Below are 14,300 nucleotides of genomic sequence, written 5' to 3'. Positions count from 1 at the left end.
AAAGAAAAAGGTAGTGATGATGTGGAACAAAAGCAAATGTTACAGCTCATTGCAAAGGATGTTGTAGTCAAACCAGGGCAAGTAGATGCTGTTATTAAGTTATTAGAAGAGGGAAATACGGTACCATTTATTGCACGTTATCGAAAGGAAGCAACGGGCTCTCTCGACGAGGTGCAAATTAAAGCTGTGGAGGATCGTTATCACTACATACAGCAACTTGAACAACGGAAAGAAGAGGTTATTCGATTAATCCGAGAGCAAGAAAAACTTACACCAGAATTAGAAAAAGCCATACTTGCTGCAACCGTCTTACAGCGGGTAGAGGATTTATATAGACCTTACAAGCAAAAAAGACGTACAAAGGCGACGATTGCCAAAGAAAAAGGATTAGAACCTCTTGCAGAACTTCTCTTGGCGTTTAGTAATGACGCATTAGAGCAGCTAGCAGTTGGTTTTGTGGATAATGAACAGGTTGCCAATACAGAAGAAGCACTAATGGGCGCACGAGATATTTTAGCAGAACGTTTTGCAGATGATGCTGCGATTCGTGAAAAAATCCGCGCCTATTCATGGAAAGATGGAGTCCTTGTAACGACTGTAAAAAATGCTGAGATTGATGAAAAAAATGTTTTTGAAATGTATTACGAGTATGAAGAACCTGTTAATCGCATCGTTCCGCATCGCATCTTAGCGATCAACCGTGGAGAAAAAGAGGAAGTTTTAAAAGTTTCAATCCAAGTGCCAGTAGACAGAGTTTTGATGATTATGTGGAAGGAATGGATACCTGCAATTGGCTCATCCCCTGCAATTGCAGAAGTAAAACTGGCAATTGAAGATTCGTACAAACGTTTAATTCAGCCTTCGATTGAAAGAGAATTACGAAACGAATTGACAGAGAAAGCTGAAACACAAGCAATTCATATTTTCTCTGAGAATTTACGTAATTTATTACTGCAGCCACCTATGAAAGGCAAATATGTATTGGGGGTTGACCCAGCTTACCGCACAGGTTGTAAGTTAGCAGTTGTAGATGAAACGGGGAAAATGTTAGAGGTTACAGCTATTTATCCACATCCTCCTAAACCAGATGTAGCAAAAGCGAAAGCTACTGTGAAAGGAATTTTAGTAAAATATCCAATAAGCATAATTGCAATTGGTAATGGTACAGCATCGCGTGAAACAGAACAATTTATTGCAGATGTACTAAATGAACTTACTACTGATGTTGCGTATGTTATTGTCAACGAAGCGGGAGCATCTGTTTATTCAGCATCAGATATTGCACGGGCTGAATTTCCCGATTTACAGGTTGAGCAGCGTAGTGCTGTGTCCATTGCACGCCGTTTACAAGATCCTTTATCGGAGTTAGTGAAAATTGAACCTAAAGCGGTTGGTGTAGGTCAGTATCAGCATGATGTTTCTCAAAAAAAATTAAATGAATCACTAACTTTTATAGTAGAAACTGCTGTTAACAAAGTAGGGGTTGATGTAAACACGGCTTCTTCTTCACTCTTACAATACGTTTCTGGTTTATCCAAAACAGTTGCAGAGAACATCGTGAAGATGCGAGAAGAAAATGGTCAATTTTCTACACGTGCACAATTAAAGAAGATTCCAAGGCTAGGTGCTAAAACGTATGAACAAGCTATCGGTTTCTTACGTGTCCCAGAAGCAAAAAATCCGTTCGATGCTACAGGTATTCATCCAGAGAGCTATGATTTAGCTGAACAAATATTAGTAGAAGCTCAAATTGATAAAAAAGAGCTAGGGACGCCGAAAGCCGAAGAAGCTATTGCAGCTCTAGATATTCAAAATTTAAGTAGCGTGCTTGGCATAGGTGTTGTGACTATTCAAGATATTGTGGATACTTTAATGAAACCAAGTCGTGACCCACGTGATGCTTTCCCACAGCCTTTGCTTAAAACAGATGTATTAAAAATGGAAGATTTAAAAGTAGGTATGGAATTGCAGGGCACAGTGAGAAATGTGGTGGACTTTGGAGCGTTTGTTGATATTGGCGTAAAGCAAGACGGGTTGGTGCATATATCTAAATTACAAAACAAACGCATTAAACATCCGTTAGAAGTTGTTGCACTAGGTGATATTGTCACAGTATGGGTAGAACAAATAGATGTCAATAAAGGGCGTATTTCTTTAACAATGCTTCCGCCTAAAAATCAAACATTATAATTTAAGTAATAAATATTTACCACACTGTCTATACTACACAGTGTGGTATTCTTGTTGTTAGAGGTGATTAATATATGAACAATGAGGAGTTACAACAACTTGTTCACAGCTTATCCTTGGAAAGCTTTCAAAAACCTTTTCAGCATCAGGCTTACTTTAATGCTAGATTACGTTCAACTGGTGGACGATATCTTTTACAATCTCATAATATTGAGATAAACCCGAAAGCCTATGAGTTATATGGCTATAGAGAGATTGAAGGTATTGTACTCCATGAATTATGTCATTATCATTTACATATTGAAGGTAAAGGGTATCAACATCGAGATAAAGATTTTCGAGAGCTATTAAGAAAAGTAAATGCACCTCGATTTTGCTCAGTTTTACAACCCCCTAAAGCTACAACTAAAAGACATCATCGTCATACTTATACTTGTGTCAATTGCCAACAACTATATGTACGGAAAATAAAAATGAATGTTGAGAAGTATTGCTGTAGTAAGTGTTTGGGTAGGCTAATACTAGTGGAATAAAAAATCATAAAAAAATAGTTGACGTTTTGTTGAGTTGTCCCTATAATAGTAAAAGTCGACAAGATAACGACGACAGCAAAACATAGTATTCCGAAGTAGCTCAGTTGGTAGTAGCACCTGACTGTTAATCAGGTTGTCGCAGGTTCGAGTCCTGCCTTCGGAGCCATGGCCCCTTGGTCAAGTGGTTAAGACACCGCCCTTTCACGGCGGTAACACGGGTTCGAATCCCGTAGGGGTCATTTCTTCATAATTTAATTAATACTATTTATTGGTCCCGTGGTGTAGCGGTTAACATGCCTGCCTGTCACGCAGGAGATCGCCGGTTCGATCCCGGTCGGGACCGCCACTTTTTGGGGTATAGCCAAGCGGTAAGGCAACGGATTTTGATTCCGTCATGCCTAGGTTCGAATCCTAGTACCCCAGCCATTCATTTCTTAATTTGAGCCATTAGCTCAGTTGGTAGAGCATCTGACTTTTAATCAGAGGGTCGAAGGTTCGAGTCCTTCATGGCTCATCTTTTTAGGAAAAAACATTGACTTCTCAGTTCCTTGTAGTATAATGAGAAAGTTACTGATTGAATGCGGTCGTGGCGGAACGGCAGACGCGCTAGGTTGAGGGCCTAGTGGGGGCAACCCCGTGGAGGTTCAAGTCCTCTCGGCCGCACCAAGTCAATTAATTTTATATTCTTATATGCGCCCGTAGCTCAATTGGATAGAGCGTCTGACTACGGATCAGAAGGTTGTGGGTTCGACTCCTGCCGGGCGCGCCAATTTATAAATCATATTATGCGGGTGTAGTTTAATGGTAAAACCTCAGCCTTCCAAGCTGATGTCGTGAGTTCGATTCTCATCACCCGCTCCAAAAAAGTGTTGACAACTTTCCGGTTGTCTGATAGACTAAAGAAGTTGTCCGAAGAGACAATGATATGAACCTTGAAAACTGAACAAGCAAAACGTAATCAATAAAGTTTTCAGTAACTAGCTTTGGTTAGTGAACGAAACAAAATTTTGGACATCAAAATTGATGCCAGCAAAACAATTTGAGCTATTCAAATTTCTTTTATGGAGAGTTTGATCCTGGCTCAGGACGAACGCTGGCGGCGTGCCTAATACATGCAAGTCGAGCGAACAGAGAAGGAGCTTGCTCCTTCGACGTTAGCGGCGGACGGGTGAGTAACACGTGGGCAACCTACCTTATAGTTTGGGATAACTCCGGGAAACCGGGGCTAATACCGAATAATCTGTTTCACCTCATGGTGAAACACTGAAAGACGGTTTCGGCTGTCGCTATAGGATGGGCCCGCGGCGCATTAGCTAGTTGGTGAGGTAACGGCTCACCAAGGCGACGATGCGTAGCCGACCTGAGAGGGTGATCGGCCACACTGGGACTGAGACACGGCCCAGACTCCTACGGGAGGCAGCAGTAGGGAATCTTCCACAATGGGCGAAAGCCTGATGGAGCAACGCCGCGTGAGTGAAGAAGGATTTCGGTTCGTAAAACTCTGTTGTAAGGGAAGAACAAGTACAGTAGTAACTGGCTGTACCTTGACGGTACCTTATTAGAAAGCCACGGCTAACTACGTGCCAGCAGCCGCGGTAATACGTAGGTGGCAAGCGTTGTCCGGAATTATTGGGCGTAAAGCGCGCGCAGGTGGTTTCTTAAGTCTGATGTGAAAGCCCACGGCTCAACCGTGGAGGGTCATTGGAAACTGGGAGACTTGAGTGCAGAAGAGGATAGTGGAATTCCAAGTGTAGCGGTGAAATGCGTAGAGATTTGGAGGAACACCAGTGGCGAAGGCGACTATCTGGTCTGTAACTGACACTGAGGCGCGAAAGCGTGGGGAGCAAACAGGATTAGATACCCTGGTAGTCCACGCCGTAAACGATGAGTGCTAAGTGTTAGGGGGTTTCCGCCCCTTAGTGCTGCAGCTAACGCATTAAGCACTCCGCCTGGGGAGTACGGTCGCAAGACTGAAACTCAAAGGAATTGACGGGGGCCCGCACAAGCGGTGGAGCATGTGGTTTAATTCGAAGCAACGCGAAGAACCTTACCAGGTCTTGACATCCCGTTGACCACTGTAGAGATATAGTTTCCCCTTCGGGGGCAACGGTGACAGGTGGTGCATGGTTGTCGTCAGCTCGTGTCGTGAGATGTTGGGTTAAGTCCCGCAACGAGCGCAACCCTTGATCTTAGTTGCCATCATTTAGTTGGGCACTCTAAGGTGACTGCCGGTGACAAACCGGAGGAAGGTGGGGATGACGTCAAATCATCATGCCCCTTATGACCTGGGCTACACACGTGCTACAATGGACGATACAAACGGTTGCCAACTCGCGAGAGGGAGCTAATCCGATAAAGTCGTTCTCAGTTCGGATTGTAGGCTGCAACTCGCCTACATGAAGCCGGAATCGCTAGTAATCGCGGATCAGCATGCCGCGGTGAATACGTTCCCGGGCCTTGTACACACCGCCCGTCACACCACGAGAGTTTGTAACACCCGAAGTCGGTGAGGTAACCTTTTGGAGCCAGCCGCCGAAGGTGGGATAGATGATTGGGGTGAAGTCGTAACAAGGTAGCCGTATCGGAAGGTGCGGCTGGATCACCTCCTTTCTAAGGATTATTTCGGAATACAAACCTAGGGTTTGTAAGATTACGTTTTGCGTTCAGTTTTGAAGGTTCATTCTTCTGAATGAAAATCTTCAAAACTTGTTCTTTGAAAACTGGATAAAACGACATTGAAATTGTAACAAACACATTTATTTTTTTAAGTTTTTTATAGGCTTAATAACATTAAGAGGTTTCCGATATTTTTATTGAAAGCCGTTAGGTTAAGTTATTAAGGGCGCACGGCGAATGCCTTGGCACTAGGAGCCGAAGAAGGACGGCACTAACACCGATATGCTTCGGGGAGCTGTAAGTGAGCTTTGATCCGGAGATTTCCGAATGGGGGAACCCACTACGTTTAATCGCGTAGTATCTTGACGTGAATACATAGCGTCTTGAAGGCAGACCCAGGGAACTGAAACATCTAAGTACCTGGAGGAAGAGAAAGAAAAATCGATTCCCTGAGTAGCGGCGAGCGAAACGGGAAGAGCCCAAACCAAGAGGCTTGCCTCTTGGGGTTGTAGGACACTCAATACGGAGTTACAAAAGAGCGAGTTAGATGAAGCGACTTGGAAAGGTCCGCCAGAGCAGGTAAAAGCCCTGTAGTCGAAAGTTCGTTCTCTCCTGAGTGGATCCTGAGTACGGCGGAACACGTGAAATTCCGTCGGAATCCGGGAGGACCATCTCCCAAGGCTAAATACTACCTAGTGACCGATAGTGAACCAGTACCGTGAGGGAAAGGTGAAAAGCACCCCGGAAGGGGAGTGAAAGAGATCCTGAAACCGTGTGCCTACAAGTAGTTAGAGCCCGTTAATGGGTGATAGCGTGCCTTTTGTAGAATGAACCGGCGAGTTACGATTACGTGCGAGGTTAAGCTTTAGAAGGCGGAGCCGCAGCGAAAGCGAGTCTGAATAGGGCGAAATAGTACGTGGTCGTAGACCCGAAACCAGGTGATCTACCCATGTCCAGGGTGAAGGTAAGGTAACACTTACTGGAGGCCCGAACCCACGCACGTTGAAAAGTGCGGGGATGAGGTGTGGGTAGCGGAGAAATTCCAATCGAACTTGGAGATAGCTGGTTCTCTCCGAAATAGCTTTAGGGCTAGCCTCGTGATGAGAATACTGGAGGTAGAGCACTGTTTGGACTAGGGGGCCATCCCGGTTTACCGAATTCAGACAAACTCCGAATGCCAGATATTTATACACGGGAGTCAGACTGCGAGTGATAAGATCCGTAGTCAAAAGGGAAACAGCCCAGACCACCAGCTAAGGTCCCAAAGTAATCGTTAAGTGGAAAAGGATGTGGCGTTGCACAGACAACCAGGATGTTGGCTTAGAAGCAGCCATCATTTAAAGAGTGCGTAATAGCTCACTGGTCGAGTGACGCTGCGCCGAAAATGTATCGGGGCTAAACGATTCACCGAAGCTGTGGATTGACATCTACGATGTCAGTGGTAGGAGAGCGTTCTAAGTGCGTTGAAGTCAGACCGGAAGGACTGGTGGAGCGCTTAGAAGTGAGAATGCCGGTATGAGTAGCGAAAGACGGGTGAGAATCCCGTCCACCGTATGACTAAGGTTTCCTGAGGAAGGCTCGTCCGCTCAGGGTTAGTCGGGACCTAAGCCGAGGCCGATAGGCGTAGGCGATGGACAACAGGTTGATATTCCTGTACCACCTCCTCACCGTTTGAGAAATGGGGGGACGCAGTAGGATAGGGTAAGCGCGCTGTTGGTTATGCGCGTCCAAGCAGTAAGGCGTGTGTGTAGGCAAATCCGCACACTGTAACGTTGAGCTGTGATGGCGAGTCCGTATGGACGAAGTTCCTGATTTCACACTGCCAAGAAAAGCCTCTATCGAGGTGAGAGGTGCCCGTACCGCAAACCGACACAGGTAGTCGAGGAGAGAATCCTAAGGTGTGCGAGAGAACTCTCGTTAAGGAACTCGGCAAAATGACCCCGTAACTTCGGGAGAAGGGGTGCTCTTGAGCGTGCAAGCGCATGAGAGCCGCAGTGAATAGGCCCAGGCGACTGTTTAGCAAAAACACAGGTCTCTGCAAAACCGTAAGGTGACGTATAGGGGCTGACGCCTGCCCGGTGCTGGAAGGTTAAGAGGAGTGGTTAGCGCAAGCGAAGCTGCGAATTGAAGCCCCAGTAAACGGCGGCCGTAACTATAACGGTCCTAAGGTAGCGAAATTCCTTGTCGGGTAAGTTCCGACCCGCACGAAAGGCGTAACGATCTGGGCACTGTCTCAACGAGAGACTCGGTGAAATTATAGTACCTGTGAAGATGCAGGTTACCCGCGACAGGACGGAAAGACCCCGTGGAGCTTTACTGTAGCCTGATATTGAATTTTGGTACAACTTGTACAGGATAGGTAGGAGCCAGAGATCTCGGAGCGCCAGCTTCGAAGGAGGCGTCGGTGGGATACTACCCTGGTTGTATTGAAATTCTAACCCATGCCCCTTAGCGGGGCAGGAGACAGTGTCAGGCGGACAGTTTGACTGGGGCGGTCGCCTCCTAAAAGGTAACGGAGGCGCCCAAAGGTTCCCTCAGAATGGTTGGAAATCATTCGTAGAGTGTAAAGGCACAAGGGAGCTTGACTGCGAGACCTACAAGTCGAGCAGGGTCGAAAGACGGGCTTAGTGATCCGGTGGTTCCGCATGGAAGGGCCATCGCTCAACGGATAAAAGCTACCCCGGGGATAACAGGCTTATCTCCCCCAAGAGTCCACATCGACGGGGAGGTTTGGCACCTCGATGTCGGCTCATCGCATCCTGGGGCTGTAGTCGGTCCCAAGGGTTGGGCTGTTCGCCCATTAAAGCGGTACGCGAGCTGGGTTCAGAACGTCGTGAGACAGTTCGGTCCCTATCCGTCGTGGGCGTAGGAAATTTGAGAGGAGCTGTCCTTAGTACGAGAGGACCGGGATGGACACACCGCTGGTGTACCAGTTGTCTTGCCAAAGGCATCGCTGGGTAGCTATGTGTGGACGGGATAAGTGCTGAAAGCATCTAAGCATGAAGCCCCCCTCAAGATGAGATTTCCCATTACGCAAGTAAGTAAGATCCCTCAAAGACGATGAGGTAGATAGGTTCGAGGTGGAAGTGTGGTGACACATGGAGCTGACGAATACTAATCGATCGAGGACTTAACCAAAACGTTTGAACCATTCAATGCACGTTTATCCAGTTTTGAAAGAATAATTTCTTTTATGAAGGGTTTCAAGATACGAGTAGTTCGAGGAAGCAATGGAGAGAAGGAAGGAGCGTACTCAAGTACGTGACTGACTGAACGACAGAAGCTGACGAAGAAATGCGATGTATATTGAAAGCCGACCATAGTCTAGTGATGATGGCAAAGAGGTCACACCCGTTCCCATACCGAACACGGAAGTTAAGCTCTTTAGCGCCGATGGTAGTTGGGGGCTTCCCCCTGTGAGAGTAGGACGTCGCTAGGCAATAGAAACAGTCAGCTGTATGCTGACTGTTTTTTTATTTCCGTTTATGACTGTTGCTATATTCTATCCAGAAATCAGCATTTTTAATTCCAACTTCTCTTGGATCAAAAATAGGATCGAGACCAGCCTTTTTTTGTCGATCATAATCTCGCAAAACTTGAATGGCTGGTTTGGTTAATAATACAATCGCAATAAAGTTTAAATAACTCATACTTCCGAATCCAATATCTCCAAGCCCCCACATAAGACTGACCGATTGTACACTTCCGACATAAACAACGAGTAAGAAGATTATTTTTAATACTAATTTCAAAATGGGGAAGCGTAGCTTATTATCTAAATAAACAATTGTTGTCTCTGCAATATAGTAGTATGCCATTAGAGTGGTGAATGCGAAGAGGAAGATGGCAATAGCCACGAATCCACTTCCAAAATCATGGAATACTGTAGATACTGCTGCTTGTGTATAAGCAGTACCTGCCACGACGCCTGGGATATTTTCAACTAACGGTGCCGTTGTTCCAGGAGGAGTAACATTATACATACCTGTAATGAGAATCATTAATGCTGTAGCAGTACATACAATGATTGTATCAATATAGATTGAGAAACCCTGAACTAAGCCTTGTTTAGCAGGATGAGATACTTCAGCAGCAGCAGAACTAAATGTTGCTTCTCCAGCTCCAGCTACATTTGAAAATACGGAGCGTCTTACACCCCAGGCGATTGCAGTACCAACTATACCCCCAAAGATTTCATTAGTACCAAAAGCACTTGTAATAATAAGTTTAAACATACCTGGAATTTCACTCACATTAGCCCCTAATATGATAAGTGTTAAAATGACGTAGGCAAGTGCCATGATAGGAACAATTTTGTCAGCAACACGAGCTATACGTTTAACACCACCAAATATGATTAATCCCAAAAGAACAACAATCACCGCGCCTGTTATAAATGGTGGAATATGAAAAGCAGTGGCAATTGTGTTTGCCTGGATCCCAGGCACTAGAACACCATATGAAAGACAGATAACAAACGCAACAAATATAGCAAAGCCTTTTAGTTTTAAACCCTTTTCGATATAGTATGGTGAACCACCACGATACTGACCATCAGCCTTTTCTTTATATAATTGGGCAAGGGTAGATTCTATAAATGCACTTGCACCCCCTAGAAATGCCATAACACCCATCCAAAATACTGCGCCTGGTCCACCAGCAGCAATGGCCGTAGCCACACCTGCGATATTACCAACACCAACTCGTCCAGACAATGCCATACAAAAAGCTTGGAACGACGAGATTCCTTCTTTTGATTCTTTACGTTCACGTAATAAACGAATCATCTCAGGAATATAACGAAATTGAACAGCTTTTGTCAGGATGGTAAAGTAAAGACCCACACCTAATGCTAAGTATACGAGTGCATTCCCCCAAATATAATCGACCAATGTATTAACGATTGTCTCCATAGATTTTCCCCCTTGTTTTCTTCAATCAAAACCCGAAATTCCCACCCAAGAAATTGTGTACTATACAGCAGCATCCATTTTGTCACACAAATCAGTAATTCAATATTATGGAAGGTACATATATGGCATATTGTTTAAGAATCAAAACCTCCTTTCACGATTTTTAATCACATCATATGTATTGCATGTTTTATGCCATAAAGCAAAAAAGCCTTTTACTCATGAAGATGAGAAAAAGACTTTTATTCTTTAATAGGCATTTTTAATGAATCGTAAGCGGTCCAACAGATTCATCCCAAATTTGTTTCATCTGTTGACGACCGGCTGAAATTTCAGGATGAAATTGAATATGTGCAGTAGCTCTTGTTTTTTCAACATCTTGGATAGCAAGCTTAATATCATACTTTGAGGCTCCTGCATTGAGACGTTGAGCAATTGTAAGGCCAGCAACTTTTCCTTGTGCTAATGCTACCTTGGCTCCTTCAATGCCCGTAATATTTCCAGCGACATACAACCCCTCTAAATTAGTTTCCATTTGTTCATTATGTAAAGGAATGAACCCACCTAATTCTTCGATATAATGGAATGGACAACCAGCTAAAGAGGCAAGTTCTGCTAAAGGGTATAGGCCGCCAGCGATACAAATAAAATCTGCTTTGATTCGTTGTTCGCTACCTTTAACAAGAGAGCCATCTGTATTCACTGTTGCTAAAACGACCCCCTCAACTTGATCTTTACCGACGATTTCAATAACAGCTTTACGCAACATAATAGGTATATCCCACATTTTCACACCATTTTTGGGATAAAAGGAAATACCGAGCTTTTTCATAAAGTCATTTTTCATCAATTTGCTGCCCATTTTAACAAGAGGGGAGGGAGCCATATGAGCTACATGTAATAAGGAGTTCATAACTTCTAAAGGATTACTATTCTTCTTCGCTAACAAGTTAGAGGGAGGTAATGTGATAGCTGCTACTTGAACCCCTGCTAATTGTAATTCCATCGCAATAGCAGAAGATAGTACATTGACCCCGACAATGACTCCCCGTTTACCAGGCTTCACACGATGCACATTTGTCATTACTTGTGCTGCTCCAACAGACATTACACCCGGTAGAGTCCAGCCTGGAATTGGGAAAGGTGATTCGGCAGCTCCAGTAGCTAATAGCAGATGTTGGGTACGAAATATACCTTTGGTTGTGTGGATGATCCACGTTTGATCCACTTTTTCTAAATCGGATACACTTGTTTGTAGTAAAAATTCAACATTGACTGCTTTAGCTCGTTTTAATAAACGTTCAGATTCCACAATACCATTCCACCATGTTCCTGGCTTCTCTTCATATAATTGTCCAAGTAATCGCCCGCCAGCATATAAATATTCATCGATAACAAGGACAGCAATATTTTTTTCCGCCAATGTAATGGCCGCCGCAAGCCCAGCAGGACCAGCTCCAATTATAATTACTTTATTATTCATGGTTCTTCCTCCAGTCCCTTACTGTCGTAGGAAGTGGCTGCCCACTTTTTACAACCATCCCATCTGAAATAGGGGTTAAGCATGCTCGCTCGCCGTCCAAGCCGTTTATATTGACACGGCATTCAAAGCAGTGACCAATATTACAATAAATGCCTCGAGGCTGCCCTGTTTCTTCGTGCAAACGTAAAGTGCGGATTCCTTGTACTAGCAATGCAGCAGCTAGGGATTCACCTTTGTAACCTTCAATTACCTGATCGTCAAAAGTAAAAGTTATTTTTTCTTTTTGGATTAAATTCCCTAAAACGGGGTGGGTAATTATACGTTCTGTCATGATTTAACCTCCCCTAAATCGGAGAATCGCACTGGTCGAATGGGTGCCTGATGTTTTAATGAAATTTCATCATTTGTACGTGGATGATGAAGATGAGCAATATTATCTACCATAGTACGGCATGTACGGCCACCGCAATAGCCCATTCCTGCACGTGTTCGTAACTTCAGTTCTCGTGCAGAGCACTTATATTTTGATGCGCTTTCTATTAATTCATCGTAACTAATTTCTTCACAACGACATACAATCATCGATTTATTTTGCATAGTTCCACCTCTACTATATGAAATACTTTCCATACTAGATAATGCAAAAACTATGCCAGAAAAAAGAAAGTCGCTAAGAAAATGATTTTATAGACATATGTGAAAGTAGTGTATAGAAACATTGACATTTATTTTAAAAAGTTAGACATCTATGTTTAATTTTTTTAATCGATTGTATAAAGTGGCACGAGTAATGCCTAAGTTTTTAGCACATATTTTTTTATTACCATTTACTTTGGCAAGCTGTTCTAAAATAATTTCTCGTTCATAATGTTCAAGTTGATTGTTAAGCTCTGTCCCTAGAGGAAAATCCCTCTTAACTTCCAACTTTTCATCTTTTGGCATAGCTGCTAAAATATCCGTAGGTAAGTCTTCCATATGAATGGCTCCCTCATCAGAAAATACAACAAGTCGCTCGATAACGTTAGATAATTCTCGTACATTGCCTGGCCATTGGTATTTTAAAAGAACATTGGCTATTTCAGTTGGGATTCCTTGAATAGGTCGATTATATTTAATCGATTTTTCATATAAGAAATAATTGCTAATTTCTAAAATATCTGATGCTCGCTCTCGAAGCGGGGGAACTGTGAAATTCACCACATTCAGTCGATAATATAAATCCTCTCTGAATTTTCCTTCTGCCACTAATTGCTTTAAATCTCTATTAGTAGCAGCTACTAAATTAAATTCAACGTCCATTTCCTTTGTACCGCCAACTGTATAAAACGTTTTTTCCTGTAGCAATCGCAAAATCTTTACTTGCATTTCTAGCGGCATTTCACCAATTTCATCTAAAAATAAAGTACCTCCACGTGCAAGCTCTACTTTACCTTTTTTTCCTTTTTGATGGGCTCCAGAAAAAGCTCCTTTTTCATAACCAAATATCTCACTTTCAAATAAGCCACTAGGAATGGCTCCACAATTGATAGCGACAAATGGTGCTTCAGGCTTTTCTCGAATGGCATGAACTGCACGTGCAAACAGTTCTTTACCAACTCCACTCTCTCCGTAAATTAAAATATTTGCCTCGGTTTCTGCTACCTTTTTTACTTTTTCTAATACTTCTTTAAGCTTTGGACTATTGCCACGAATAAGTGTAAATGGATCATAGGCTAAGCCATTAGTATTCATCTGTTTCTCTAAATTCAATAATTTTTCAGATGTAAGATGAAGCTCTTCGTTTAATTTTTTGACATGGGTAATATCAGTTTCAGCAACGACTGCCCCAATTGTCTTATCATGCAGCATAACAGGGTTTGAATTGATCATGACGACGAGATCTTCCCGAGGAAAATGCTGCTGTTGATAAACAGATTTTCTATGCTGTAAAGTATGTAAAATTTCTAGTTGATCTTCTTTGAAAAATTGAGTGATGGGCTTTCCAATAATATTTTCTCCAGACACAGAAAAAATGCTTTCTGCTCCCTTCGTCCAATAAACAACATTTTGTTCAGCATCAATGACAGTACATGATTCATTTATTGTGTCTAAAATGGTTTGTAAATAAGCATTGCCACATTCTAATTCATAGGCAAGATCGTATACTAAGGACTCTCTCCATAAATATCCTAAATATTGTTTTTCCTCACTACAAACTAGTAAAAATTCATATTCCTTCATATATTCAATAGCTATGTTGAGTGGGCAATCCAACTGGATGGTATGACAAGCAACATAGTGAACATCATTTTTTCTTTTACCGCGCATTGTTGCATAGGGTTTATTATTTTCAAGCACAAAATATTGTTTGCTGTCATCGTTTATTTTGGACACTATATCGTCAGTAGAAATAATAGCAAAGTTACGTTTTAATATTTTATTCATTATTAAATGATATGGATGCAATGTAAGTCCCCCCTCATTATTTATTTGTCAAATTATTTTGAATAATATAAATAATTTTGACACATAGTGACTAGTTTATCAAACAAATTCCAATAAGATAGATTGGCATGTTTTTTGCAT

7 protein-coding genes, 8 tRNA genes and 3 rRNA genes are annotated in these 14,300 nt (G+C 42.9%); 13 read left to right on the top strand and 5 right to left on the bottom strand.

The window, feature by feature from the left end; all coding sequences use genetic code 11:
* Positions 1–21 precede the first annotated feature (21 nt).
* The 13 genes from NV349_RS20710 (at position 22) to rrf (ending at position 8,778) form a co-directional block, all read left to right on the top strand.
* Positions 22–2,190 (top strand): Tex family protein, encoded by a 2,169-nt coding sequence (locus tag NV349_RS20710; RefSeq protein ID WP_271911104.1) that lies wholly within the window; start codon positions 22–24, stop codon positions 2,188–2,190.
* Positions 2,191–2,264: 74 nt separating this feature from the next.
* The gene (locus NV349_RS20705) at positions 2,265–2,723 is read left to right on the top strand and encodes a SprT family protein (protein WP_036119086.1); all 459 of its coding nucleotides are present in this window, start codon (positions 2,265–2,267) and stop codon (positions 2,721–2,723) included.
* A gap of 89 nt (positions 2,724–2,812) precedes the next feature.
* Positions 2,813–2,889 (top strand) — tRNA-Asn (locus tag NV349_RS20700).
* A gap of 1 nt (position 2,890) precedes the next feature.
* A tRNA-Glu gene (locus NV349_RS20695) sits at positions 2,891–2,962 on the top strand.
* A 31-nt stretch (positions 2,963–2,993) separates the two neighbouring features.
* A tRNA-Asp gene (locus NV349_RS20690) sits at positions 2,994–3,069 on the top strand.
* Positions 3,070–3,074: 5 nt separating this feature from the next.
* Positions 3,075–3,149: transfer RNA gene (locus NV349_RS20685), tRNA-Gln, on the top strand.
* Between the two features lie 15 nt (positions 3,150–3,164).
* Positions 3,165–3,237, top strand: a tRNA-Lys gene (locus tag NV349_RS20680).
* Positions 3,238–3,303: 66 nt separating this feature from the next.
* Positions 3,304–3,389, top strand: a tRNA-Leu gene (locus NV349_RS20675).
* Positions 3,390–3,415: 26 nt separating this feature from the next.
* A tRNA-Arg gene (locus tag NV349_RS20670) sits at positions 3,416–3,492 on the top strand.
* Positions 3,493–3,510: 18 nt separating this feature from the next.
* A tRNA-Gly gene (locus NV349_RS20665) sits at positions 3,511–3,584 on the top strand.
* A 197-nt stretch (positions 3,585–3,781) separates the two neighbouring features.
* Positions 3,782–5,333, top strand: a 16S ribosomal RNA gene (locus NV349_RS20660).
* Positions 5,334–5,549: 216 nt separating this feature from the next.
* A 23S ribosomal RNA gene (locus NV349_RS20655) occupies positions 5,550–8,477 on the top strand.
* A 185-nt stretch (positions 8,478–8,662) separates the two neighbouring features.
* Positions 8,663–8,778 (top strand): 5S ribosomal RNA (rrf, locus tag NV349_RS20650).
* Together the 16S, 23S and 5S rRNA genes with 8 tRNA genes alongside form the textbook arrangement of a ribosomal RNA operon.
* A 34-nt stretch (positions 8,779–8,812) precedes the next feature.
* Here rrf and NV349_RS20645 read toward each other — a convergent pair.
* The 5 genes from NV349_RS20645 to NV349_RS20625 all read right to left on the bottom strand — a co-directional run bounded on the left by NV349_RS20645 (position 8,813) and on the right by NV349_RS20625 (position 14,180).
* Complete coding sequence (locus NV349_RS20645) at positions 8,813–10,252, bottom strand: alanine/glycine:cation symporter family protein (RefSeq protein ID WP_271911102.1); 1,440 nt, start codon at positions 10,250–10,252, stop codon at positions 8,813–8,815.
* A 262-nt stretch (positions 10,253–10,514) separates the two neighbouring features.
* Complete coding sequence (locus tag NV349_RS20640) at positions 10,515–11,735, bottom strand: NAD(P)/FAD-dependent oxidoreductase (RefSeq protein ID WP_089934205.1); 1,221 nt, start codon at positions 11,733–11,735, stop codon at positions 10,515–10,517.
* Positions 11,728–12,066 (bottom strand): (2Fe-2S)-binding protein, encoded by a 339-nt coding sequence (locus NV349_RS20635; protein ID WP_036119074.1) that lies wholly within the window; start codon positions 12,064–12,066, stop codon positions 11,728–11,730. The genes NV349_RS20640 and NV349_RS20635 overlap by 8 nt, the downstream gene beginning before the upstream one ends.
* Complete coding sequence (locus tag NV349_RS20630) at positions 12,063–12,332, bottom strand: (2Fe-2S)-binding protein (RefSeq protein WP_058843564.1); 270 nt, start codon at positions 12,330–12,332, stop codon at positions 12,063–12,065. The genes NV349_RS20635 and NV349_RS20630 overlap by 4 nt, the downstream gene beginning before the upstream one ends.
* 141 nt (positions 12,333–12,473) lie before the next feature.
* Complete coding sequence (locus tag NV349_RS20625; protein WP_249646070.1) at positions 12,474–14,180, bottom strand: sigma-54 interaction domain-containing protein; 1,707 nt, start codon at positions 14,178–14,180, stop codon at positions 12,474–12,476.
* Between the last annotated feature and the right edge of the window lie 120 nt (positions 14,181–14,300).

Origin of the sequence: Lysinibacillus sp. OF-1, assembly GCF_028356935.1 — a bacterium.
Lineage (GTDB): Bacteria > Bacillota > Bacilli > Bacillales_A > Planococcaceae > Lysinibacillus > Lysinibacillus fusiformis_D.
This window is presented reverse-complemented; position numbering and strand designations above follow the sequence as displayed.